This is a genomic window from Cytobacillus mangrovibacter (assembly GCF_042865275.1).
Classification (GTDB): domain Bacteria; phylum Bacillota; class Bacilli; order Bacillales; family Cytobacillaceae; genus Cytobacillus; species Cytobacillus mangrovibacter.
Map to the genome: position 1 here is coordinate 77,775 of NZ_JBIACJ010000006.1, position 25,797 is coordinate 103,571.

The following is a 25,797-nucleotide window of genomic DNA, read 5'->3' on the forward strand; positions in this document are numbered from 1 at the left end:
TTGTAAGTAGGTGAGTACGATCAATATCATTGAAACACGGGTGAGAGGTTTTATCGCGGATATTCAGCACCCGAAGCAGAAAAAGAAGATTAATATAAACGATTTAGAGCTTCAGCTACGTAAGCTTATGGATGATTATTTTGAAATGGACGGGTATTCGCTGTTCTATCAATCGATCGAAGCATTGCAGGCTGAAGGGGTACTGACCCCAATTCAAAATAAACAATATAATGGAAGAACACCGGCCCTTTACCTATATTACTGGGTGAATATAAAGATTCAGGAAGACAAATGGGATCGTTTTGAAATGATGAAATTAAGCGATATATTCGATTTCTCCTTTTATGAACGTCATCCGGCATGGCAATCGAAAGAGGAATGGATACGAATTCAAAATGTATATACATTTCTGAAGTCCACTTCAGAACGGGAAACTGTATCTGTTGAAGAAAGAAGCCTAGAGCTCTTTAAACATGAAAAATTTCTACTTGATGCTGATAGCTTTCCTGAAGGTAAAGGCTTTTTAGCTAGAATTGGAATAACAGAAGATCAGCTGAAAATGGTGCGTTACGGAGAGCCTTTTGTCTTTTGGATGAAACAAGGGAAAGAAATGAAAGATATTCGGAGGGTCCTCATTGTTGAAAATCTATCTTTCTTTCATACATCCATTAAGCTATTGGAAGCTAATCTACTAGACTATGAACCAGAACTGATTATTTACGGTGAAGGAACGAAAATTGAACGAAGTTTTTCCTATTTCTTTCGAATGTTTCCATCTAAGCCGTATTTATTCTATTATGCAGGAGATTTAGATGCAGCAGGGTACGGCATCCTCATTAGGCTGATTGAAAAATATCCGGATTGCTCCATTCAGCCGGCCTTGAAAATTTACCGCAAAATGCTCGATTGTTTCGAACAAAGGAACGAACAAAAACAAGGCCAGACACAAAACCTCCTCAAATACCGCGATGCATTTGTTCAATGGTTTACAGAGGAAGAGCAAGAGCTATTATTCCAATTATGGGAAGAAAATAAACGGATTCCACAGGAAGTATTAACAAACGAAACATGGAGGAGATGGATGTGAACGAGTCATGGGAAGGATTTAGCAAGCGAATGCAACGATTAAATCCTCTGTTTGAGCTTGGAAGGGGAATGGATGTAGGCGAGCTAAAAGCTCATATCCAGACTATTCTCATGCAAGTGCTTCTTACCATCTTTTATCGGGAATTAAATGATGATGACAATAGACGTAAATCTGATATTAAGTATATGGTCGAGGATTCAATTAAGGAGATGAAGCTTTTAGCGGACGAAAAGCAAATCGATCGGATTACGAGCGGTCTCCTGTATCAAGGAAAAGAAGAGTTTAGTAAGCCTTTTGAAGCGTTATATTACGATGAAATAAGCGGGTCATGGGCGACGCAAACCTTTCGTTATGTCACCATGGATGAACTTTATACGAATTTAGAGACAGGCAGCTCCATTGTTTATAAGCTTACAGAGGTTGCACAGGAAATGATATTTATGAGCAGGGAAATGGCAGAGGAATTCTCGATTACCATTGAGCAGCTCTACAGTATGCAGCTCATTAAAAATGGGAATTTCAGAAAAGCTACTCGAAACCTTGATCATCTCATTTCACGCGTGAACCGCTTAATGGCAAGGGAGTTTTCTTTTCAGAAGGAAATGAGTAACAATCCGAAAATCCTCTTAATTGAAGAGGAATGGCAAAGGGCTGACAACCGTGAGGAAATCGAAAAGCAATTTGAAGAAGAGAAAAACCATTTCCGTACGATCACAAGCATGATCGAAAAGACGAAACGAAGGAATGAGGAAGTTGATTCTATTCAGAAGGAACTGATTCTCCTCCAAGAAAAAATTGGACATACAAGGCAATTGCATGATCGCTTTGCGAAGCTTGTCATTCAAAATATTTCCTATGAGATGAAGCTAAAGGTAGAGAATCCTTCGTTATTTTGGGAAAACAGCCTCGTTTCATTCCGAGAGCATTTTTATGAAAATTGGTTCATGAAAGAAGGCTTTAATCGCTTTGAGGAAATCGAAAATGTCCTTTCTCCTTTATTTTCACCGAAGAATGAGTTTATTTTACCTCTTGATTGGATTTGGGGTGAACAAGAATTCGATGAAAAGAACCAAGCGGATGTTGTTGAAGAAGAGGCACCAAAAGAAAGCATTACAACTCAGCGAGTGACGAACTGGAATTCTGTTATTAAAGCTTGGAGCTATGTCTTTCAATATTTACAAACATACCTTGAGTTTTCTCTAGCAGATTTAGCTGATCTGCCATTAGAGGTGCAGGATTTGTGGGTAGAGGAGTCGGAAACGATTGATTTATGGATGATGTTTGATAAAAAGCCACTGAAAATTCAAGTGTTGCATCGGAAAGAAGAAACATTAAGTGATGAAAGGGAAATTCTTCTTTTTAAATTAATGAAGGAATATCCCCAATTTCAAATGTTTGAGGGCTTGAAGATTTATACGGAATTTGACACCCTAGCAGAACCACTTCTATGGCAACGAATGAAAATAACCCCTTTTAAAATTTGTTTACAGGAGGAGAAGCGATGAATGCAGAAACGATCAAAAAAGCATCAGCTGTTTATTTTACTCTCTTAAAAGAGAAAGTGATTGACGAAAACAGTGAGCACTTTCAAGCGTATTTTGATCCGGAAATAAGGCAGACAGTCCTTTTATTAGCTGATGAATCAGGTACATATATTATTGAAGCTCCAAAGCGTATTCAATTGGTTGTTCAACCTACAGGATCTGTCTTCGCTACAAATTTTACTCATATGAAAGATAAGCATCGGCAGGTTGAAACAAAAAAGCACTTTCATCTTATTAGCATCGTCATTATGTCCTTTTTAGCAAGTATCGATCGGAACCAGGCTGCTAAAGTACGTACGAAGCGGGAAGGAATAAGCTACTATGCCTTAGAACGGCAAGTCAATGACCTTATGAAGAATTGGGATAGTATTCTGAAAGGGAACCCTCGTTTTGGGGATGAGGAACGAATTGATATGAAGGAAGTTGTTACAGTCTGGAAGTATATGGAGGTTGACACGGACGATTATGGAATGAAGAAAGGCAACCGCCGGACGAGAATCGGCTTAATTGCGAGTAGCATGCGATTATTAGAGACGGAAGGTTTGGTTGTCATTCTAGATCGGGATGATATTCCAAAGGTGATTCCTAGAAATGAACTATTTGAGCGTATTGAATACCTGTATCACGATTATGACCGGTATGAAATGTTTAAGAAATTGATGGAAATAGAGGAGGATGAGCATGCCGAAAATTCATCGAATTAGAATTGTTGGCCTCAAGTATGATGGCATGCAAAAGCAATACAAGGATACCACATTCAACTTCCATAACGAGAAGACGTCATCTAATGGCCTCATTGCGATGATGAACGGAGGTGGAAAAGGGGTATTCCTTCAAACGATCTTCCAAATCATCAAGCCAGGAACCTCTTGGGGAAAACAAAACAATCGTTATTATCAGCAGTTCTTTTTTAATAATAAAGAGCAGTTTATTCCTTATACTTTTCATGTTGTTATGGAGTGGGAATTGGATGGTTCTGATCGAAGACATCTGATCACTGGAGGAATGTTCTCAGCAGAACAGCGGATCTCCATGAGTGATGAAGGTGAAAATGAAAGGAAGTCATTGGAGCAAGAGGCGAAAATACTCCCGAATATTACCTTTTACACAAGAGAATTTGAACGGAATGAAGTAGCAGCCCTTGAGCATATCCCGCTTTATGAAAATGAAGAAGTCGCGGAAACGGAAGGCTTAAAGGATTATTTAAAATGGAATGGCTATGATGTTTATCACGATACGAAGAAGCATTATCGCATTCTTGATACATACGGAATTAACCGTAAAGACTGGGATATTATGAAGGACATCAATAAAGATGAAGGCGGAGTTGGAAAATACTTTGAGGGAGCGGAGGATGACCATTCCTTGTTCCAAAAAAGAATCATTCCAACGGTTAGTCAGGTGTTACACCGAACCGAGCATCAAAAGAACGATCTCATGGAAATCTTCAAGAGTCAGGCAAGTATCGCAAAGGATCTGCCTGTTCTTTTAAAAAGAGAGCAAGCCCATAAGGAGTTCTTAGAGGATATTGTCCCATTTGAAGAGCACCTAGCAAAAGGGATTGAACATAAGGAAATTGTAGAAGAAAGCATTAAAGTGGGTAGACAATTTCTTGGAGCTTTAGAGCATCTAAAGCAAACGGAAAAGGAAACACAGCTTGATCTAGAGAAGGAAATGGAAAAGTTAACATTAAAGCAAGAGGATTTACGCTATCAAAAGGACAATCTGGAGTATGCGAAAGCTCATCGAGAGGTCCTTGATTGGGAAAAGAAGTTAGTTGAAGAAAAGAAGAAGCATGCAATCTTAGAAAAGGCTGTTCTAGAAAAACAGGAACGAAAAGAAGAGCTTGCTGTTCAACTTCTTTTGAAAGAGTGGCATGAATTCGAGCAAACGATTCGCTCTCTTTCACAACAGATTGCAACACTGGAGCAAAATAGTGGTTTAGAGCAAGTGAATCAAAGAATGGATGAGATTAAAAAGGAAGTAACAGCCAAGTGGGGGCAAGCCTTCCAAAAGTTGCAAGAAGCTGTGAAGCAGCATTATGGCTACCAAAAGTTCCTAAAGAAAAAAGGGTTGGAGCTTTCACAGCAGGATAAACAGAAGACAAAGGAAATCGCTCAAGCCTCTACGGAAATTGAATTCCTCTATACTCAAATGCATGCCTTTGAATCGAAGGAAGAGACACTCATTAAAGAATATGGTGACCGCTTAACCTATGATTTAAAGGGTTTTATCGAAAGTCTTATGAAACAAATAGAAGTAAAACAGACTAGATTCGCAGAGCTGCAAGCAGAGGATAGAGCATCGAATGAAAAGCAAAATCAACTTGCAGAAACACATGGGACACTTGTCCAATCGATTCAGCATTCAGAGGAAAAATGGGAAGAATTAAAGGCTGCAAATGAAGTGCAGAAACAAAAGGAAACAAAGCTATACGATAAGCTTCATGGACTATTAGCCGAGACTTCAGTCCCGTTTACAAACTCTCTTTTATCGAATTACTCCTTGCAGATTGAAGAAATGGTTAAGCAGAATCGACAAGAAGGGGAACAAATCAAAAGAGAGCTTTGGGAATCCCAGCTCGATCATTCATTAAATGATGAGCCTTTTTGGATTGCCAATAAAGATGTGAAGGAATTAAAGGAATGGATTGATGAAAAAACAGGCATTGATGTGTTTTACGGTTCGCAATTTCTTCAGTCTTTAGGTACGGAGGAAATGGCAAATCATCTGATGGCCTATCCGTTTCTTCCATATGGATTAGTTGTCAATCATCATCAATGGCAAAAAATAAATCAGCAGGTTCTTTCAGTAAGAATGTTTAACAGCCCTGTTCCGATTTTTTTGCGTGAGGAAATGAACAGCAGCGAAAATGCGCAGGGTGCCTTTGTAATGATCAATGGTACGGAAAGAGAGCTATTAACAGATAAACATCAATTCACCAATTGGAAAATAAAGATTGCGAAACAAATTGAAGAAAAGAAAGATACGCTCATTGAGATCGAAAAAACGGAAAACTTACTGCGCCGTATTTTAAAAGAAATCGATCGATTTCTATCAAACGATCTTTCTATTGATATCGAAAAGGCAATCAATCAAGAACAGAACGCTCTTCAATTGAAGAAAGTAAACTTACAGGACATCACGAAACAAGCGGAAAAAGAAAAAGAGCTGCAGATGCAGTTAAAGGAGCAGATGGAGAAATCCTTGCGAAAGATAGAAAAGCTTTCAAAGGATGTAGAAGTGCTAGAAGACTTTGAACGGGAAAGAACAGTTCACGAGGAAAACCGACGGGTAAAGCTTGCGAAGGAGAAACAAAAGGAAGCATTCGTTCTTAAACAGCAGGAAATCAGTCATGAGCATGAAACGATTGCCCGCCTAGAAGCCCAGTGGAATCAAACGTATTTGGAATGGAAGCTGAAAACGGAACAAAACATAAAAGAGATTGCGATTTTTATAGAGGGAGCGACTTTTCCTTCTGAGGAAAAAGTAGACCAAAGTGATGAGGTTCCCCGTCTATCTCCGCATCTTTTAGAAGAGATAAATGGGAGCATGGACGAGCTAAAGCAGCTTCAAAAATCGAAGGAAGAGCAGGCGAAGGAATTAATTATCATACAAGCTAAGAAAGAATCAGAGGAAAAGCAGAAAAAGAAATTAGAGAAAAAGCTGAATGCTTATAGGCAGGATTGGAATGAAGCTCCAGAGCCAAATGAACCGATTAGTATATTAGAAACGATGCTGCAAACAGCACAGAAGGAAGCAAAACTAGCAGAAAAGGAAGAACGGGAACAGGGAACTGCTGTAACGAAAGCAGAAACAACCCTGGAGCATGAGAAGGAACAGCGTGAAAAATCGGGAAAAAAGGTTGTCAAACATGAAAAACAGCCGCAAGAATGGGAGGACCTTGATCTAAAGGTAAAGGAAGTCGAAATAAAAGACCAAACGAAGAAAACGAAAGAGGAAATCAAGCAGGCTGAGAAGCTACAAAAAGAAACGGAAACAAATATTGCTGGCTATGAAGGGGATTTGTTAACCTTATCTGTTATCCTCAAGGAGGAAGCAGCAGTATTCACAAATGATGAGATAGAAAAAATCAAGAGCCAGGGAAAAGCCTGTATCTTAGCCTGGTGTGAAGAGCATCAAGCCATTCAGGAGGAAGGCAAGGAAAAGCATGCGAAAATCGAGCAATCTTTGCGTAATTTAAAACTTACGATTGAAGGCAAGGATTGGGAGATTCGCTTCAAAAATGAAGTATTAACAACACTGGACCATTTAGATACAAGGTATTATACCCATATCCAAAGTGTCGTAAAGAATATGAAGCTTTTTTCACAAAGTGGGTTAGAGCAGTTAGAACGGGACAAAGAAAGGGCAGAGAGGGCTCAAAACTTCTGGGCGAGTCGTGCCAGCATGAAGGTTATGAGCATTTCAGAGGCAATCCGTTCGATGATTGCAAAAATGAAGGTGAAAAATGAGCGAGGCTCATTCCCGCTGGTGCAGCTAAAAGAAGACATATTACCGAAAAGGCCAGAGGACGTCGAGTCGCTATTGAAGCAGCATTTCGTATTAGCGATTAACAAAATTACGAAGCAATTTGATATGATTGATGACCATAATCGAGTGTTAGATCAAGCAATAAAAGAGCTTATTAGTGATGAGCAAATTTTATTTGTCTCCCTCCGGAATCGATTTCCAGAGTTACTCGTCTACAACATGAGAACAGATAATGCTTTTATGTATGGGAAGCCGCAAAAGGAGCATTATTCAACATGGCAGACGATCAATCAAGGCTCGAAGACGAAATCCGATGGAAGCGGCGGACAAAAACTATCAGCCCGAATGGTCATGATGATGATGTTATTGTCGGTTAAGAGTGAAACTGACCAAGCTTGGGTTCCATTAGTCTGTGATAATCCATTCGGACAGGCTGCATCAGCCCATGTCCTTGACCCGATTTTCGCTGTTGCTGAGAAACTGAAATTTCAATTCATCGTCGTCACTCCACCAGAGCTAGTGAAAACGGAAATTAGCCAAAGATTCGATGCCTACTACAAACTCGATTTCATTCGCGAAAAAGGAAAAGAAATTGTTTCCGACACGATTGTTCCAGCGTTTCGGATCTATCAAGGCGAGGAAGTGGGACAATAGGGCAGATATAGATTTATAGATAAAATCTCATCTGATGCATAGAAGGCGGGGGATTATGGATATTATCAGAATGGTGTTTAGGCTAAGAAAGAAATTGATAATCAATTAATTTAGAGTCTATCAGTCATACATGATCTATTCATATCTTGAAGTTATTGCTATAATACTAGATGAGAATATTGCTTGACCAATTGAATCTTAGATAGCTAGTAGGTGCCTTGTCGTTGGATAAGGTTAAAAGGGAAGCCGGTGTGAATCCGGCGCGGTCCCGCCACTGTTATTCGGGGATAACCTCGCAGTACCACTGTTCCAGTTAAGGAATGGGAAGGAGAGGAAGTCACATTACCCGTAAGTCAGGAAACCTGCCTACATAGCTTGCCAACGAAATCCTTCGTGGAAAAGGATAGGCTTAATCAGTATAAATTTACTTTATTTGTCTGGTTTTCGCATGCCTTGTTTCCGAATGGAAGCAGGGCTTTTTTCGTTGTTCAGAAGACTTCATGATATCAAGCTCATCTCGAACCATAAACGAAGGGAAGAGGATTGAGTAATGAAAAAGTTATTAGTATTACTATTAACAGTATTGGTAGCGTTAACTATCAGTGCATGTGGGGCAGGAAATGACGAGACAAAAAAGGACAGTTCTGCTCAAAAAGCATCTTCAGAAGTTGAAAATAACGAAAATTCCGATACCGAACCGAATGAGGAGGGAACGGATAAAGTAACAGTTTATCCATTGACAGTCAAGGATGCAACAGGTTTAGAATTAACCTTTGAAAAGGCGCCAGAGCGTATTGTTTCCACTTCTCCATCGGAAACAGAAATTCTTTTTGCTCTAGGCTTGGATGATAAAATTTACGGTGTTTCGGATTTTGATGATTATCCTAAAGAAGCATTAACGAAGTCGAAAGTAGGCGGGGTATCAAAGCCAAATGAGGAAGCGATTATTGCTGCCGATCCAGATTTAGTAATTGGCGGCATTTCAATGAAAGATGATATTGTGGAGAAATTTCGTGGGTTAGGGCTGACATTATATAAAACAGAGCCGAAAAAGCTGGACGATATTTTAAATAATATTCTTCAAATTGGAATCATCACAAATACACAGGAAAAAGCAGAAGAACTTGTGGCACAAATGAAAAAGGATATTGACGCAGTAACAGAAGCGGCTGCAACTCTTAAAGATGAAGAGAAGAAAAAAGTATATATCGAATTTTCCCCAGGCTGGACAGTTGGCAAGGGTGAATTTATGGATGAACTGATTACGTTAGCTGGAGGTATTAATATTGCCTCAGATATGGAAGGCTGGAATGCGATTAATGAGGAGAAGGTCATTCAGGATAACCCAGATGTGATTCTGTATACTGCTGAAGTTGTTGATGATAAATCTGGAAAGCCATTAGCAGAACTTATTACGTCAAGAAATGGCTGGGAGAAGATTTCAGCTATTCAAGATGGCAATTTGACTGGCATTGAAGGGAATATCATGTCTAGACCTGGTCCTAGAATCACAGATGCTCTTACACAAATGGCTGAAGCCATTTATCCGGAATTGTTTAAGAAATGAAAAGAAGATTAGCACTATGGGGGGGAGCGGGTTTCGTTCTCCTTCTTCTTTCAGTAGTTGTTAGTTTGTCGTTAGGATCAGCTAATTTGCCCCTTTCACATGTTTGGGGGATTATCCTGCACCAGCTTCCATTCCTAGAGGGTTCCATAAATACAGACTGGGCGGCATCCTCTGAGCAAATTATTTTAAAAGTTCGTTTGCCGCGGGTGTTTCTTGCCATCCTAGTTGGAGCGTGTTTATCACTTGCTGGGGCTGGTTTTCAAGGAGTATTGCGCAATCCGTTAGCTGACCCATATACATTAGGGGTAGCATCTGGTTCAGCGGTAGGTGCTGCATTCTTAATTTTATTCGGGTTTCATACCATTTTATTTGGTACTTGGACCATTCCGTTGGTTGCATTTGTGACAGGGTTAATCAGTTTGTTTGTCGTTCTCCGTTTAGCCAATGTACAGGGGAAGTATAAATTAGAAACGATCATTTTATCTGGCGTTGTTGTTTCTGCTTTTCTCGGGGCTATTGTTTCCTTTATGGTATCGATGTCCGATCAGGTAGTGAATGAGATTGTTTTTTGGCTAATGGGAAGTTTAGCCCTTAGAGGCTGGTCTTTTACCTTTGTGCTCATGCCGTATTTAGCCATTGGGATTATCGTCTTGCTGTCCTATGGACGAACATTAAATTTATTTGCATTAGGGGAGCGGCAAGCTGCTCATTTGGGTGTCAATATTAAACGAACTCGGTTAGTTGTGCTGGTTGTTTCCACACTTATTACTGCTGCTGCAGTATCGATCGTTGGCACTATTGGCTTTGTTGGACTTGTCGTCCCACATTTAGTGAGACTGATGGTTGGACCAGATTACCGAATATTACTGCCTTTGTCAGTGATCTTCGGTGCAATATACGTGCTTTGGGCTGACACGATTGCCCGTACATTACTTAGTCCGACGGAGATCCCACTTGGAGTCGTGACCGCAGTTCTTGGCACACCATTCTTTGCGTACTTACTTCGCAGGAACAAGCAAATGTCAGGGGGAATTTGATGGTGTTTATTGAAGTTGAAAAGCTGAGTAAACAGTTTGACAATCAGTCAGTGCTCGATGAGATAAACTTTTCAGTGAAACGTGGAGAATGTCTTGGGATTATTGGACCGAATGGAAGCGGCAAGTCCACATTACTAAAGCTATTGTCAGGAGTGGAAACTTCAACGACTGGAAAAATTGAAATTAATCAGAAACCGATTGAACAATATACGCGAAAAGAACTAGCTAAATGGTTGGCAGTCTTACAGCAAGAATCTTTGCCACCAATTGGTTTTACAGTAAGAGAAGTCATAGAGATGGGACGATTTCCTTTTCAAAATTGGCTAGGCGAAGAGACAACCGATATTGAACGGCTTATTGATTCCATTCTCGATAAGATGGGATTGAATGATTTAAGTGATCGCCACCTTGAAAACTTAAGCGGCGGAGAGCGGCAGCGAGTAGCTCTTGGCAAGACGATGGCGCAGCAGCCCAAGCTATTAATGCTCGATGAACCAACTACCTATCTTGATATTGGCCATCAAATACTTCTAATGGATCGGATTCGAGAATGGCAGCTGGCAGATGATATAACTGTTATTTCGGTTCTGCATGATTTAAATTTAGCTGCACTCTATTGTGATCGGTTATTGCTTTTACATAATGGGCGAGTAGTGGCGGTTGGATCTCCAGAGGATATTATTCGAACCGAATTGATTGAGGAGGTTTACGGAACTGCACCGATTGTAATGAAACACCCTGTTTATGGATTGCCGCAAATAATCCTTCAGGGAGAGAGTGTAGCAAGGCGGCAAACTTCTTCACAGTGGAGAGTAGGAAAAATGGAAATTCTCCAATAATAAACCGGAAGTTGTAACCAGAGAAAAAATGTATCCATAAATAAAGAGGAGGGATTTGTAATGAGTAAACCAAGTAAAGAACGAGGATTAACCCTCGTTTACACGGGGGATGGCAAAGGAAAAACAACGGCATCGATCGGGCTTGCTATTAGAGCATTTGGCCGGGGGAAACGAGTTTTAATGATTCAATTTATTAAGTCTCCACAACGTACATATGGAGAGAAACTTGTTTTTGATAAGCTAGGAATTGAAATGGTCCAGAAAGGGATCGGGTTTACTTGGACGAAAACGCCAGAAGAGCATCGTGCTGCGCTTAAAGAAGCTTGGACGTATACAAAAGAGCGAGTGATGGCAGGCGAACACGATCTAATTATTTTAGATGAAATTAATAATGCACTCGCAATTAATAGTTTTTCAATTGATGATGTGCTGCCGCTTCAAGAAGTAATTGATCTCATTGCACATCGCCCACAAGGGATGCATCTTGTTCTAACTGGAAGAAACGCAAATTCAGAGGTTATTAAAGTGGCTGATCTTGTTTCAGACGTGACTGTATCAAAGCATTATTATGATGAGGGAGTACCGGCAGTTATGGGGATTGAGCTATAAGATAAAGTATCAAAAGAATATGTAGGTATATCAGGAAAGAGAGAGGAGAATCGTTCAGATGAGAATTGTATCATTATGTCCAAGTAATACCGAGCTTCTTGGGTTTATGGGGTTGACTTCCAATATTGTAGGCGTTGATAACTATTCAGACTGGCCTGCACAGATTAATGATTTACCAAGGCTAGGTTCTGATTTAGATATTGATATTGCTACTGTTGAAGCCCTTCAGCCGGATTTAGTTCTTGCTTCATTATCAGTGCCTGGCATGGAGAAGAATATCGCTGGCTTGGAGGAGAGAGGATTACCTTTTATCACCCTTAATCCAAAGAGCTTGGCTGATATTGGGGATAATATGCTTGAGGTGGGGAAAGCAACAGGACAAGAAGCAATCGCGCAAGAAGCTTACCGTAAATATTGTGGATTATTGGAGCAGTATAAGGCGATTGGACGGAAGATTGAGGAACGCCCACGATTATATTGGGAATGGTGGCCTAAGCCGATATTCACTCCAGGTGGTACGAATTGGTTGACGGAAATAAGTGATATCGCTGGTGGTCAAAATGTATTCGCAGACGACGAGCGGGCCAGTGTGAAAACGGATTGGGAAGATGTAAGAAGGCGTGATCCTGATTATGTCTTAATGGCTTGGGTTGGTGTGAAGGAAAAACAAATGAAGCCGCATTTACTGAAACAACGGCCAGATTGGCCAGAGATGAAGGCAATCAAGGATAATCGAATCATCGTGATGGAGGAATCCCTTTATTGCAGACCATCTCCGCGTCTCCTGCTCGGTATTCAAAAACTAGGTGTCCTGCTACATCCGAACCTTTTTCCCGCGTATGATGAGCATAAAGCAGAGGAATGGCTATGTCCATCAATCGAATTGTAGTTGCAGGAACGGGGAGTGGCGTAGGCAAGACAACTGTAGCTATTGGTCTAATGGCTGCTTATAAAGCACTAGGCTATTCTGTACAAGGATTTAAATGCGGACCAGACTATATAGATCCGACTTACCAAACCGCAGTGACCGGCAGAAAATCTCGGAATTTAGACAGCTGGATGTGCAGTGACTTAGCAGTGAAGGAGATTTTTGTACGTGGCTGTCAAGGAGCGGATGTGGCTATTATCGAAGGGGTAATGGGCTTATTTGATGGGAAAGACCCATTTTCTGATACAGGGAGTGCTGCAGAAATTGCCATGATTACAAATAGCCCAGTGCTGCTCGTAGTTGATTGCGCTGGGATGGCGCGAAGTGCAGCTGCAATAGTGAAGGGTTTTCAAGTGTTATCTCCTACTGTTCATCTTTGTGGGGTTGTTGCGAACCGTGTGGGAAGTGAAGGCCATTACGAATTAATTCAGAAAGCGGTAGAAACAGAATGTGGGATTCCTGTTATTGGCTACTTAACTAAGGATGAACGGCTTTGTATGCCAGAGCGTCACCTTGGGCTTGTACCTTCCATTGAACGCGGAGAACTTAAGCCTTTCTTCGACTTACTCTCAGATACAATTCAAAATAACTTTGACTTGAATCGTCTGTATCAAATAATGGGGTCGGAAACAATTGAATCTCCAACTGTTTTATTTGGAACTCAAAAAAGGCAAGAGAGCAAAGTAAGAATGGCAGTTGCAATGGATGAGGCGTTTCATTTCTACTATCCCGAAAATTTAGAGCTGTTAGAGCTCTCTGGAGCAGAACTTGTGTTTTTCTCCCCACTAAATGGGGAACAGGTACCTTCGGATGTACATGGACTGTATATTGGCGGTGGATTTCCTGAGGAGTTTGCAGCTGCTTTATCAGTGCAGAAAGATCTACTCCTATCTGTTCGGGAGGCTATCCAAAGCGGTATGCCTACGTTGGCAGAATGTGGCGGATTCATGTTCTTGTCTGAATCAATTAAAACGGTTAGTGGGGAGGAATATCCGATGGTTGGATTGATTCCTGGCAAGGTGAAGATGCATACGAAGCTTGCCGCACTTGGTTATCGGGAAGTAAAGGGAATGGATAAGAATTTCTTAATTAGACCAGATGACCGGGCAAGAGGACATGAGTTTCATTACTCTACCTTCGAGCCAACAGGGGAGTCTACTTCAGCATATACTTCTTCAGGAAGAAGAGGAACAAAGCAAGAAGGCTTCTTGTTAAATAATCTTGTCGCTGGTTACACGCATATCCATTTTGGTTCCGCACCAGAAATTGCACAGCGCTGGGTGGAACAGTGTATGGAGTTTAAAAACGGTGCTATTCAGCGCATATAATTGCCGGAGTTCTTCTATAATTACTAATAATTTTAAAAGAAGAAGCAGGCTCCAAATAAGGGACAGCCTGCTTCTATATTTTTGTATAAACCCGCACTCGATTGCGTCCTTCCCGTTTTGCAGCATACAAAGCCTGATCCGCTCTATTCAAAAGCTGATAAATGGTTTCCATCGAGTCATTTGTTGCTTCAGCAACCCCAATGCTCAATGTAACAGAAACAATATTCTCAGCAGAAATTAAAGGTTGTTCCTCTACAGATTTGCGCAGCTCGTTAGCCAAAGCTTCGCCATCGATTTCAGTTCTTCCCTTCAATGCTATAACAAACTCTTCGCCGCCATATCGAGCAAATAGCATGTCCTCCTTTAATTGTGTTTGGCAGACCTTTACTACATGCCTAAGTAGTTGATCACCAACAGGATGGCCGTAGGTATCATTCACTCTTTTAAAAAAGTCAATATCGATTAAGATGATTGTAAATGGGGTTGAATCCTTCTTTGCTGCGGCAAAAGCTAGCTCACATTTCTGGAAAAAGGCTCGGCGATTATAAATTTGTGTTAACTCGTCATAGAAAGCTTGACGTTCTAATTCCACCTGCAGTCTATTTAGCTCTGTAATGTCAGTGAAAATAAGTAATTGACCTTTATTATCTGCATTCTCCAATGAAGAAGTACGCATCTGATAGATACGCTTTGATTGATCCGCACCTAATTGTATTTCTCGGGTGAATGCGTCTGTCTCAAGTTTGGAAGGAAAGGTTTCCCCAGATAGTGTGAGCCACACCTTATTAAATTCCATGCCAAACATTGTCTTGTTTAACTTTGGAAGCATAAGCTTGCATGCTTGATTGAACTCAATTAACCGATTAGCTTCATCCAGCACGATCACACCATCATTTATACTATTAAATATTGCGTCTTTTGCAATTGGCATAATGGTAAACATCCTAGTCGAATTAATGGCCCATAAATATAATAGTGAGGACAGCCATAGAATCATAGGTACTGGATCAATACCCGGAGGTGTGAGACCGATTAAATAAATAAAAGCAGTTAGTATAGGAACAAATTGCCCAAATATTAATATGATTAATTGCAGACGATATGCCTTTGCTGTTTCTTTCCAATGAAAAAATACTAGTAATAAGGCAACAAACATACAGCCAAATGTATAGATCCCATGAATGATATACCATAAACCGATTTCCTGATAGATGAAAGGAGCTCCTAAGACTGGATCAATTTCAAAAACTTTATAATGTAAATGGTGCCAATCATTTGTAGCAACCATGATTAAACTAATCAAAGGGATAACAAGAAGAGCGATATATCTTTTCTTTGTAATTTTGATGCCTAAATATTTCATGATAAACAATAACCCTAAAGGGCAAGAAATTGGCATCCCAACATATTGCAAAGTTGTCCAAACCTTAATTTGTTCAAGTGACGTAGCAACTAAACCAAAAGCAGAGGCAAAGCAATAAATGGCGATGGCCGCAGTATAAAAAATAAAAGTGTTAGCGATATTCTTATACTTATAACGCTTCACAAATACGTATAAGCATAAATACAAATTAAGGACACCAGACGTACTGATAAGGGTAATATAGGTGGTCAATTGTGAATTCACGATTAGATACCTCTTTTTAGCTACCGATTTTAGTTTTAATGTAGCATAAATGAATATGAATGTGGGTGATTATATGTAGTATTCTATTATTATCCATATCTCCCAATTGAATTGGTCTATTACAGTAATATTGTTGATTTTAGGTGCTTATTTTACAAAATATATGCCTGTATCTGAAAAGTGAGCTTAGTTACATGCTAAGTTCATTTTTTGTGTTTTAGAATCATGTTTAAAATTATTCCAGTGGTTAATAATCTAAAGATAGATGGAAATCGAACAATTTTAAGTGAATTAAGGTGTTTTGCATGGAGCGAATATCACTATATCAACTTTTCATACTAACTGTTTTTTTTCAAGTTGGTACCACGATCATCTTTGGCTTTGGCGCCGCTGCGGGAAATGATTCATGGATCGTTACCATTATCTCTTTGATCATAGGATTATTCGCTATTAGCATTTATCTCCTCCTTTCTTATCTAAATCCAGGATTAACGTTGGTTGAATGGTTTCCTGCACAATTTGGAAAATGGATTGGAACCCCGATTGCCTGGCTCTACCCCTTATTATTTCTATATGAAGTAGGAAGGATATTAAATGATGTTAAGTATTTAACAACTACTATCATATTGGTGGATACCCCTTTTCTGGCAATCATCATCTTTTTCCTAATTGCAGTTGCCTACCTTCAATTTTGTGGGATTGAGGTTATAGCGAGAATGGGAGAAATCTTTTTTCCCTATTTTCTGGCCATGATCCTTGGAAGCATTATTCTAATTTTTGCGTCTGATATTTTAAAAATAGAAAATCTACTACCTATCTTGAAAAATGGATGGAAGCCCATTTTTGAGTCAGCCTTTCCCTTAGGAGCAAGTCAAGGATTTGCCCAATCCCTTGAATTAGCTATGATTTGGCTGCTCGTGAATTCTAGTCAAAAAGAATTAGTAAAAACTACTTTGTTTGCAACCACGTTCTCAGGGCTCATTATCTTAATTACTGTAATAATGATCATAACTGGTCTAGGCGAATTTTTTTATAAAACAGAAAGCTTTCCTATGTTCACTTTAGTATCAAAAGTAAATATTGGAGGAATCATTAAAAATTTAGATGCCTTTGCTGTATTACTTTTTATTATTTCTTCCTTTTTTAAAATCTCTCTACATATGTTTTTTGCTATTCGAGGGATTCAGATACTCACAAAGATAGAAAATAGTCACAAATTAATCATCCCTATCGTCATTTTATCTATTTATCTAGGCTATAGTGTCTCTGCTAATTTTCAAGAGCATATAAAGGTAGCTATTGAAGTATTTCCATACAATTTGTGGATTCTTCTTTTATGGATTTTACCTATCCTTCTGCTTATCGTTACGTTGATTAATAGAGCTATTAATAAAGGGAAAAGGAATTTTGAACAAATGAAGGAGCGGCTATGATAATCAAAGAATGGTTGTTTCCATGGGAATCAAATATTATGATTGAACATCCATTAGCCATGCCTGTATTTATGGTGATTGCTTCATTTCTATTGTCCATTATTACTTGGATGAGGCAAAGGGGCAGTAGAAATAGGAATGATTAAAACGTAATTTCTATGTCTACGATTACAGATAAGAATAAATTTGGGAGCTTTGCAAATGAAGGTGAAAAGGTTACTTAAGAATACTAAGAAAAAGAAAGAAAATTGGGATCATGTAACAATAAAAGCTGATGCAGAACTCATTCCAAAAGAGGTTACCAAGGTTTTAAATGACATTAATATGACAATGGGCCATAGTGCAGATATTGTGACGAGAAGTTTTAAGACAGGGAAAGATGGTTTGATAGAAGTTGGTATTGCGTACTTAGACGGACTAGCTGATAAAGTGTTTGTCCAGGATTTTATCATTGAGCCATTAATGGCAGACTTAAGAATATCACAACTGGATATAGAAGTGATCAGAAATACAAATTTGTTTGAAGTCATCAAGGACTTTAATTTAGTTAGTGGGGACTTGAAAGAAATTACCGATTTAAAAACACTTTATACCCATTTTCTTTCAGGGGATACAATTGTTTTAATTGGAGGCAGTCATAAAGGATTGGCAGTAAGTACGCGGGGATGGGAAGGACGGGGGGTTCAAGAACCTTCTTCACAGACAGTAGTAAGGGGTCCAAAAGATGGTTTTACTGAAACGCTTAGAACCAATACATCACTAATAAGAAGACGAATTAAAAATACTGACTTGTGGATTGAAACCATTCCTGTTGGGAAAAAAACGCAAACTGATGTAGCGTTTCTTTATTTAAAGGACGTTGCAAATATGAAAATTGTAAATGAAATCAGAAGCAGAATTAATCGAATTAACATCGATGCGGTACTAGAGAGTGGATATATTGAAGAAATGATTCAAGATGAAACGTTTACTGTATTTCCGACCATTCATAATTCAGAACGGCCAGACGCAGCATGTGCAGCATTACTAGAAGGTAAAATCGTTATTATGGTTGATGGAAGCCCATTTGTTTTAATTGCACCAGCAGTATTTGTACAGTTTTTCCAATCCAGCGAGGATTACTATCAAAGGGCAGATATTGCCTCTTTATTGAGATTATTACGGTTTTTTTGTTTATTTTTAGCTTTATTAACGCCCTCTGCATATATAGCGGTTACCACTTTCCATCAAGAAATGCTGCCGACCCTTTTACTTATAAGCTTGGCTGCGCAACGTGAAGGTGTACCTTTTCCAGCCCTTGTTGAAGCATTAATGATGGAGATTACTTTCGAAATATTAAGGGAAGCAGGAGTGAGAATGCCGAGGGCTGTAGGCTCAGCCATCTCTATTGTAGGTGCCTTAGTTCTCGGACAAGCTGCGGTTGAAGCAGGCATCGTTTCAGCAACGATGGTCATTATTGTTTCTTTGACAGCTATTGCAAGCTTTGTGTGCCCATCATTTAATATGGCTATCTCGATCAGAATATTGCGGTTCATTTTTATGATCTTAGCAGGAACCTTTGGCTTATTTGGAATTATGATGGGCCTCATTATATTAGTGGCTCATTTAGCTAGCTTACGTTCATTTGGGGTTCCATATTTATCACCAATGGCTCCATTTATTGCTGCCGATCAGAAGGATGTTCTTGTTCGTGTTCCTATTTGGAAGATGTTCTCAAGGCCTCGTTTAATTAGTCAATCCGATATTAAAAGAGAAGATACTCCAGGCCCTAAGCCACCTAATGTATCCAGTAATGAAGGTGATTCGTGAAGGAGATCCAGAATGAAAAAGATAACTTCTACCTTTATTGTTTTATTCATGTTAATAGGTTTGACAGGTTGTTGGAGCGCCCATGAATTAACAGAATTGGCCATTGCTACTGCTCTTGGAATCGATAAGACAGAGGACGGATATCGAGTGTCAGTACAATTTGTCAACCCTGCTGAAATAGCGGCAAAAAAAAGTTCAATGGGCGTACCAATATCCGTTCATTCGGCAGAAGGAAGGAGCATACTGGAAGCTACTCGAAAGCTAACTACCACGGCTCCGAGGAAGGTGTACTTAGCCCATGTAAGAGTAATTGTATTTGGTGAGGAGCTTGCTAAAGAAGGAATAAGAAAACCACTAGATTTTTTATCAAGGGATCATGAAATGAGAGCCGACTTTGTTATTGCGATTGCGAAAGATTTGAAAGCAGAAGACTTAATAAAAGTACTAACACCTATGGAAAAAGTAGCGGCAAATAAAATTTTCTCATCTATTGAAACATCTGAGAAGAATTGGGCTCCGACAAAAATTGTTTTGTTAGATGAATTGATCACATCGTTAGTTAGTGAAGGAAAACAGCCTGTTGTAACTGGTATATATTTGGTAGGTGATCCGGAGTCAGGAAGCCATATAAGTAATATTCAACAAGTCAATACACCTACTAAAATTAAATCAGACTATTTAGGTGTTTTTAAGGAAGATAAACTTATTGCCTGGTTGGATGAACCGGAAAGTAAAGGATTCAATTACATCACTGATAATATTACAAGGACGGTCGGATTTATCGAATGTGGTGAAGAAGGCACGCTCACGATTGAAACTATTCGAAGTAAGACGAAATTGGTAGGAGCAATTGAAAATGGAAGACCAATGATCAAGATACATGTTAGTATGGAGTCCAATATTGGAGACGTCGAATGTTCAATGGATTTATCTAAGTCTAAAACAATTAAGGATATTGAAAAAGATTTTAATAAAAAAACAAAAGCCATCATTATGAATAGTGTGGAAAGAGCAAAAGAGTTAGGGACTGATATTTATGGGTTTGGGGAAGCCATAGAAAGGGCCGAACCTAAAAAGTGGGAAGAATTAAAAAAGAATTGGGATGAAGAATTTGTAAAAACGGATGTTGTGGTTCATGTTGATTTGAAAATTCGTAGGGTTGGCACAATATCTGATTCATTCCAAGAAGAAAAGGATTAGTAGAAAGTGAAGATAATTTTGATTTTACTTGCAACAGCAGTGGTGATTTTTTTAGAAAAAACTAATATTACAAATAAATGGGATAGAAGGGAGAAAATCGTCTTCTTTATCTCCTTATTTATTGGAACATCTATTACTGCTGCTTGGGCTTTGCAAGTCAATTTAATAAACCCAATGGAAATCTTAACTGAGCTCTATCACCCTATATCAGAACCTTTTATATCTTATATGAATCAATTCAAATAGCATATTACATACAAATGGGAGGGGGATAAACAGTGGGGAAAATGAACATAAGTGTAAAGCAATTTACCATTCTAGTTGTCATGTATACCTGGGGGAGTGCAGTCCTTTTGATCCCATCAGCACTGGCGACTTTTGCCAAAAGCAACGCATGGATTTCATCGCTACTAGGTTTATTATTTGGTTTACTGTTGATTTTCCTGTATGTCAAAATCTCTGCTGTTTATCCTGATAAAACATTTATTGAATTAAATAGAGTTGTTTTTGGAAGATGGATAGGTACGATAATTTCAATCCTCATTTTGTTTCCAATATTCTTATTATCAGCAGGGATTCTTAGGGAAATAGGTGATTTCTTTACAACCCAGGTTATTATTGAGACCCCAATCGAGGTGATACATATATTTACCTTAATAACCGCTATCTATTGTATTCGAGCGGGGCTTGAGGTAATTTCTCGAACTTGTGAAATTTTTTTCCCATGGATTGTCTTATTCTTAATTATACTAATCATTTTTTTAATACCAGAAATGGAAATACGTAATATATCTCCTAATTTCGCTAGGGGGATTGGACCGATTCTCGGAGCGGCATATCCTTATATAAGTATTCCATATTGCCAATTAGTTGTTTTTTTAATGATCTTACCCAATGTAAATAATGCTTCAAAAGCGAGAAAGTCTTTTTTTCTTGGTGTTATCTTGGGAAGTTTAGGAATCACACTCATTACGATTATGTGCCTTGGAGTCTTGGGTCATGATTTTACAAGCAGAAATATGTACCCTACTTATGTGCTGGGAAAAATGGTGAAGATAGGTGGAATTATTGAAAGAGTTGAAGTATTGGTTGCAATTAGCTGGATACTATCCACTTTTTTTAAATTCGTAGTGAGTAGTTATGCCTTACTATTGGGAATTGCTCAGGTTCTCAAGCTGAATGATTATAGAGTCTTGGTCTTTCCAATAAGTTTTCTATTATTGGTTTATTCTATGGTTTCTTATCCTAATATTGTATATTTCATGGAAGTAATATATAAGATGTGGACTCCATATGCATTAACGGTCTTTGGATTGCTGCCATTATTTGTGTTAATTGCAGCAAATGTTAAAAAGAAAATAAGCAACTAAAACGTAAATACAATGAAACAGAGAGGAGGCTGGATTTATCCAGTCTCCTTTTCTTGTACAAACTTTTAAATAGTTGCAAAAAATTCCTATTAACATAAATTTATTATAATAAAAAATTTAATAATAAATCATTCACAATAGTGTGTGTCGTACAGTATAATGAAATCAGGAGTTGATGACATGAGCGAAACAAATGAACATTTAGATAAATTAATGCAGGAATTAAGACGCGGCACACTTACAATTGGAGTTCTTAGTCAGCTTTATGAACCGCAATATGGATATTCTCTTGTAGCCTCTTTAGAAGAAAAGGATTTTCATGTGGAGGCAGGTACACTATATCCCCTGCTTCGAAGATTAGAAAAGCAAGGACTATTGGTAAGTGAATGGGATACAAATGAAACTAGGCCCCGGAAATATTATCTTTTGAGTGAAAGTGGAAAGGAAGTTTTTGAACAGCTTGTTGTTGAATGGAAGGATATGGTGAGTCGCTTAGACAATTTGCTTATAAACAAAGGGGGATCATAAAATGGAGACCATTGAACGGTATGTATACGCAGTCACTAAATTATTACCGCAATCGCAGAGAGAGGACATCGCCAAGGAGCTTCGCGGTCTTATTGAAGATATGCTCGATGAAAGGGTACAAGATGGATCAATTACAAAGAAGCATGTGGAAGAAGTACTTTTAGAACTTGGGGAACCTCGGAAATTAGCCAATAAATATCGAGGAACGAACCAATATTTAATTGGCCCAGAATTATTTGCTCATTATGTAATGGTGTTAAAAATTGTTTTAATTGCTACAAGTGCAGCCATTGGTGTGTCATTTATTATTGAGATCATTATGGATCCGCCTTCAATATTACAATCGTTTGTCTCATTTATTGTTTCTGTAGTTACGGGTTTACCAATTGCTTTTGCCTGGACGACGTTTGCTTTTGCCACCATTCAATTTTGGGGCAATAAACAGCTTAAGATGGTGGATTTACAGCTAAATAGTAGTTGGAAGCCTTCTGATTTGCCACCACTTCCTCATCCAAAAGGGCAAGTGAAAAAAGGGGAAGCGATAACAGGTATCGTTTTCTATGTTTTCTGTATTGCGATATTCGTATTTTCCAGTGAGTATTTTGGTGTATGGTTTTTTGAAGATGGAAAGTTTAAAGATGTCATCCCCTTCTTTAATGAGCAGTATATTAGCTACTACCTCTTGTTTATCTTCCTGATCTTTGGTTTTGGTATTATAAAAGAATGCTTGAAAATGGTTTACGGAAGATGGACGATGCAGCTTGTGATATTTACAGCTGTTGTCAATATCATCTCAATTATTGGTTTGATCATTATTATTGCTGAACCAGCCATTTGGAATCCAAACTTCATGACGCAATTGATAGAAAGCGGTTATCTAGCTGCTAACAGCGAAGCATTTAATACAGTTAGTGTGATTTGGGATCAAGCAACAGTATGGCTGCTCGTCTTCTTCCTTTTTGCACTAGTATGGGACATCGTTGATGGGTTTATTAGAGTGCGGAAAAGTAAATAACAGCATGAAGTACAGTGGATGAATTTGAGCCATTGTACTTTTTTAGTATTTGTCCAATATATTCGGGATAACGGCGAATATATGGAGGTGAATGACTAATATCCAGAGAAAATGAGAGATATGTAATTTTAGCTATCTGTTCAGAAAGATGTTATTTTTGGAGTATTACTAGTTATTTGAATGGTGCTGGATACATATATTAAGAAATCATTGAACAGAGGGAATGGATCGTATGAATAAAGAGTTACATGAAAATGCAAAGACTTGCTACCGAAGAGCTGAGCAGAATGCGGCACATTACTTTAAGAAACTTCATGAACAGGTTAAGCATAAGACATACGAGCCAACTATAACAAAGGATATACAAGCCTGGAAACATATTCACATTCATCATCCGTGGCTGTCCCTTTTTTCTCGGACAAAGGGGAAATCTAATTCTCATGGGTTTAAAAATTACATTCAATGGCTTGATCATACAGGTAAATTAGACAATTATTTAGACCGCAGCATTTCCTATATTTTTATGAGGGATTTGGGTAAATCACTTCGCTCATCTGATACACAAGCTAGAATACTGCATGTTGTTAGCAATCTAAAAAGGCAGCTTACTGATTCTTCTCATAAAAAGGATGAGCCTTTTAGCATGATGAGCCTATACCGAAAAGCACAGCAGGAAGGGATCGAATTGACTGTCATCTGGGTGATGAACAAGTTAAAAATGGTTTCTGAAAATATTCCTGAGGGAATGGATGCCACGCACGCTCAGAGAAAAATCATCAAAATTATTGCTGGGGTATTAATGACAGAGATTGAAGAGATGGATGGGAATATTTCACCTAAAGAACGTGTACGAAGACTCGATCATGCGATTAGGCTCGGCTATTCCTATGGACTAACCTATCCCTTCATTGATGATTTACTAGATGCGAAGATTCTATCCGAACAAGAGGAGAAACAATATACCGAATGGATACGTACTGCTCTGATCACTGGGGACGTGCCTGGAATGGATGATTGGCAAGGAAAGAACAAAGAACTCATTCGATATATTTATAGGGAGTTAAAAGGGGCATTTGATTATATTAAAAGTCGCCAACGGCAGGAGAAAAGGCAACTATTTTTCGAGCAAGCCTTTGTCTTTTATCACTCGCAGGAAGTAGACCGTGTGAAGGATCTCTCCAATGGGAGCTACACAAATGAAGAGCTTTATATTCCGGTGATTTTAAAATCATCTTCCTCACGTTTGATTGTTCGTTCTTTGATCAATGCTGCCGAGGATGAGGAAATTGACAATCGGACATTTTACTATGGCATTTACAACCAGCTCGCAGATGATTTTGCGGATATGTTCGATGATATGGAGGATGGTGCGGTAACACCGTATACGTATTATATGAAATATCATGATACACGCCTGGATCTGATTAATCCTTATGAATTATACTGGACAGTTATTTCCAATTTGATCCATCGTGTATATCATTCGGATAAAAAGTCCCGTGAAGTCATACTTGATCGGGCGATAAATGGCTTAAAGCGATTCAAAGAACGAATGGGAACGAAAAAATACAATCAAGTTATGGAGTTATTTGCCTCAGGCGATCCCGAATTTAATCGGTTGATTCAGAAAATGGTCCAAAAAGCAGATGATGTGGATTTCTTTGATAAGCTGCTTCGGGATCATATCATCACCAATCTGAAAAATGATCAGATGGAGAAAGAAGACTTCTTAAATACGGTTGATAAAGTACGTACGCAAATTAATCATGTGCTATATATTCCTCATAACGAGAAAAATCCTTTAATGAAGGATACGATTGTTGATGCTGCCAACTATAGCTTAGAAGGGGATGGAAAGCGGCTCCGTCCCATTATGACTTGGGTGATGGGTGTGAACGAGTATGGATTGGATCCCTCTGCAATGGAACCGCTTCTGAAATCTTTGGAATATATGCATACCGCCTCTTTAATCTTTGATGATTTGCCATCACAGGATAATGCGTCTATTCGGAGGGGACGTCCAACTCTTCATGAGGTATATAATAGTGCGATAGCAGAATTAACGGCTCTATTTCTAACTCAGAGGGCTACACTGGAACAAGCATCACTTGATCAATTTGATTCAAGTGCGGTACTAAGCCTTATTCGATATTCAGCAAAACGGACTGAGGATATGTGTAAGGGGCAGGCGATGGACTTGAATTCAAAGGGAAAACAAATGACCTTGGAACAGCTGAATACGATGTGCTTTTATAAAACAGGAATTGCCTTCGAAGCTGCCCTGATTATGCCTGCGATTCTAGCACATGCAGAAGAGTCGGAAATTGAAGCATTAAAAAAATATGCTCGCCATGCCGGGATAGCATTTCAAATAAAGGATGACCTGCTAGATGTGGATGGAGACCTTCATTTACTAGGGAAACCCATTGGCAAAGACGCTTCCAACAACAATTCAACCTTTGTCTCCATCCTAGGCACTGAAAATGCCCAAAAAGCCATGTGGGAGCACTACTGCATTGCACTAGAAGCACTACAAAAGCTGCCGCGTAATATTCCATTTTTGAAGCATTTAATGGATTATATTGTGCATAGGGAGCGCTAGGGAGTATATTCATTTTTTTAAGTATAAAAGATACTTTAAGTAAGACAGCGGGGGCAGAAATTGAGCAAGAAGCTCTCCACAATATCTAAGCAAATGATAGTATTAAATTGAGTGCTGTACTGGCAA

Annotated in this window: 20 protein-coding genes and 1 riboswitch; of the genes, 19 read left to right on the top strand and 1 reads right to left on the bottom strand. The window is 38.9% G+C overall.

Translation table 11 applies throughout. The features are described 5' to 3' along the window. The first annotated feature begins 10 nt into the window (after nucleotides 1-10). From ACFYKT_RS12385 to ACFYKT_RS12430, 10 genes are all read left to right on the top strand, one after another. Complete coding sequence (locus ACFYKT_RS12385) at nucleotides 11-1,087, top strand: Wadjet anti-phage system protein JetD domain-containing protein (protein WP_389219892.1); 1,077 nt, start codon at nucleotides 11-13, stop codon at nucleotides 1,085-1,087. Beyond that, on the top strand, nucleotides 1,078-2,592 hold the full coding sequence (locus tag ACFYKT_RS12390) for a hypothetical protein (RefSeq protein WP_389219894.1): 1,515 nt from the start codon (nucleotides 1,078-1,080) through the stop codon (nucleotides 2,590-2,592). Before ACFYKT_RS12385 ends, ACFYKT_RS12390 begins: the two co-directional genes overlap by 10 nt. Next, on the top strand, nucleotides 2,589-3,335 hold the full coding sequence (locus tag ACFYKT_RS12395) for a DUF6063 family protein (protein ID WP_389219896.1): 747 nt from the start codon (nucleotides 2,589-2,591) through the stop codon (nucleotides 3,333-3,335). Before ACFYKT_RS12390 ends, ACFYKT_RS12395 begins: the two co-directional genes overlap by 4 nt. Next, nucleotides 3,313-7,779, top strand: a complete 4,467-nt coding sequence (locus tag ACFYKT_RS12400; RefSeq protein WP_389219898.1) for a hypothetical protein — start codon at nucleotides 3,313-3,315, stop codon at nucleotides 7,777-7,779. The genes ACFYKT_RS12395 and ACFYKT_RS12400 overlap by 23 nt, the downstream gene beginning before the upstream one ends. A 195-nt stretch (nucleotides 7,780-7,974) precedes the next feature. Beyond that, nucleotides 7,975-8,163: riboswitch (cobalamin riboswitch) on the top strand. 166 nt (nucleotides 8,164-8,329) lie between these two features. Further along, complete coding sequence (locus ACFYKT_RS12405) at nucleotides 8,330-9,346, top strand: ABC transporter substrate-binding protein (protein WP_389219900.1); 1,017 nt, start codon at nucleotides 8,330-8,332, stop codon at nucleotides 9,344-9,346. After that, entirely contained in the window at nucleotides 9,343-10,383 is a 1,041-nt protein-coding gene (locus ACFYKT_RS12410) for a FecCD family ABC transporter permease (protein ID WP_389219902.1), read from the top strand. Before ACFYKT_RS12405 ends, ACFYKT_RS12410 begins: the two co-directional genes overlap by 4 nt. Further along, the gene (locus tag ACFYKT_RS12415; protein ID WP_389219904.1) at nucleotides 10,383-11,222 is read left to right on the top strand and encodes a heme ABC transporter ATP-binding protein; all 840 of its coding nucleotides are present in this window, start codon (nucleotides 10,383-10,385) and stop codon (nucleotides 11,220-11,222) included. The genes ACFYKT_RS12410 and ACFYKT_RS12415 overlap by 1 nt, the downstream gene beginning before the upstream one ends. Nucleotides 11,223-11,282: 60 nt before the next feature. Beyond that, on the top strand, nucleotides 11,283-11,831 hold the full coding sequence (locus tag ACFYKT_RS12420) for a cob(I)yrinic acid a,c-diamide adenosyltransferase (RefSeq protein WP_389219906.1): 549 nt from the start codon (nucleotides 11,283-11,285) through the stop codon (nucleotides 11,829-11,831). Between the two features lie 58 nt (nucleotides 11,832-11,889). Then, on the top strand, nucleotides 11,890-12,720 hold the full coding sequence (locus ACFYKT_RS12425; protein ID WP_389219908.1) for a cobalamin-binding protein: 831 nt from the start codon (nucleotides 11,890-11,892) through the stop codon (nucleotides 12,718-12,720). Then, nucleotides 12,699-14,087, top strand: a complete 1,389-nt coding sequence (locus ACFYKT_RS12430) for a cobyrinate a,c-diamide synthase (RefSeq protein ID WP_389219910.1) — start codon at nucleotides 12,699-12,701, stop codon at nucleotides 14,085-14,087. The genes ACFYKT_RS12425 and ACFYKT_RS12430 overlap by 22 nt, the downstream gene beginning before the upstream one ends. Nucleotides 14,088-14,160: 73 nt before the next feature. Here the strand turns inward: ACFYKT_RS12430 and ACFYKT_RS12435 are convergent, their stop codons facing one another. After that, a complete protein-coding gene (locus tag ACFYKT_RS12435; protein WP_389219912.1) occupies nucleotides 14,161-15,714 on the bottom strand; it encodes a histidine kinase N-terminal 7TM domain-containing diguanylate cyclase in 1,554 nt (517 codons plus the stop codon). A gap of 305 nt (nucleotides 15,715-16,019) precedes the next feature. Between ACFYKT_RS12435 and ACFYKT_RS12440 the strand changes: the two genes are divergently transcribed. From ACFYKT_RS12440 to ACFYKT_RS12480, 9 genes are all read left to right on the top strand, one after another. Then, nucleotides 16,020-17,147 carry a GerAB/ArcD/ProY family transporter gene (locus tag ACFYKT_RS12440; RefSeq protein WP_389219914.1) on the top strand — a complete coding sequence of 376 codons (1,128 nt, stop codon included), beginning with the start codon at nucleotides 16,020-16,022 and terminating at the stop codon, nucleotides 17,145-17,147. Next, on the top strand, nucleotides 17,144-17,293 hold the full coding sequence (locus ACFYKT_RS12445) for a hypothetical protein (protein WP_389219916.1): 150 nt from the start codon (nucleotides 17,144-17,146) through the stop codon (nucleotides 17,291-17,293). Before ACFYKT_RS12440 ends, ACFYKT_RS12445 begins: the two co-directional genes overlap by 4 nt. A 55-nt stretch (nucleotides 17,294-17,348) precedes the next feature. Next, a complete protein-coding gene (locus ACFYKT_RS12450) occupies nucleotides 17,349-18,956 on the top strand; it encodes a spore germination protein (RefSeq protein WP_389219918.1) in 1,608 nt (535 codons plus the stop codon). Between the two features lie 12 nt (nucleotides 18,957-18,968). Next, nucleotides 18,969-20,156 (top strand): Ger(x)C family spore germination protein, encoded by a 1,188-nt coding sequence (locus ACFYKT_RS12455; RefSeq protein ID WP_389219920.1) that lies wholly within the window; start codon nucleotides 18,969-18,971, stop codon nucleotides 20,154-20,156. 6 nt (nucleotides 20,157-20,162) lie between these two features. Beyond that, nucleotides 20,163-20,402: a hypothetical protein gene (locus tag ACFYKT_RS12460; RefSeq protein WP_389219922.1), complete on the top strand. Its 240-nt coding sequence runs from the start codon at nucleotides 20,163-20,165 to the stop codon at nucleotides 20,400-20,402. A gap of 41 nt (nucleotides 20,403-20,443) precedes the next feature. Next, entirely contained in the window at nucleotides 20,444-21,526 is a 1,083-nt protein-coding gene (locus ACFYKT_RS12465) for a GerAB/ArcD/ProY family transporter (RefSeq protein ID WP_389220333.1), read from the top strand. A gap of 180 nt (nucleotides 21,527-21,706) precedes the next feature. Further along, nucleotides 21,707-22,054 (top strand): PadR family transcriptional regulator, encoded by a 348-nt coding sequence (locus tag ACFYKT_RS12470; protein WP_389219924.1) that lies wholly within the window; start codon nucleotides 21,707-21,709, stop codon nucleotides 22,052-22,054. Between the two features lies 1 nt (nucleotide 22,055). Further along, the gene (locus ACFYKT_RS12475; RefSeq protein WP_389219926.1) at nucleotides 22,056-23,069 is read left to right on the top strand and encodes an HAAS signaling domain-containing protein; all 1,014 of its coding nucleotides are present in this window, start codon (nucleotides 22,056-22,058) and stop codon (nucleotides 23,067-23,069) included. Nucleotides 23,070-23,292: 223 nt separating this feature from the next. Next, the gene (locus ACFYKT_RS12480) at nucleotides 23,293-25,671 is read left to right on the top strand and encodes a polyprenyl synthetase family protein (protein WP_389219928.1); all 2,379 of its coding nucleotides are present in this window, start codon (nucleotides 23,293-23,295) and stop codon (nucleotides 25,669-25,671) included. Nucleotides 25,672-25,797: the final 126 nt, after the last annotated feature.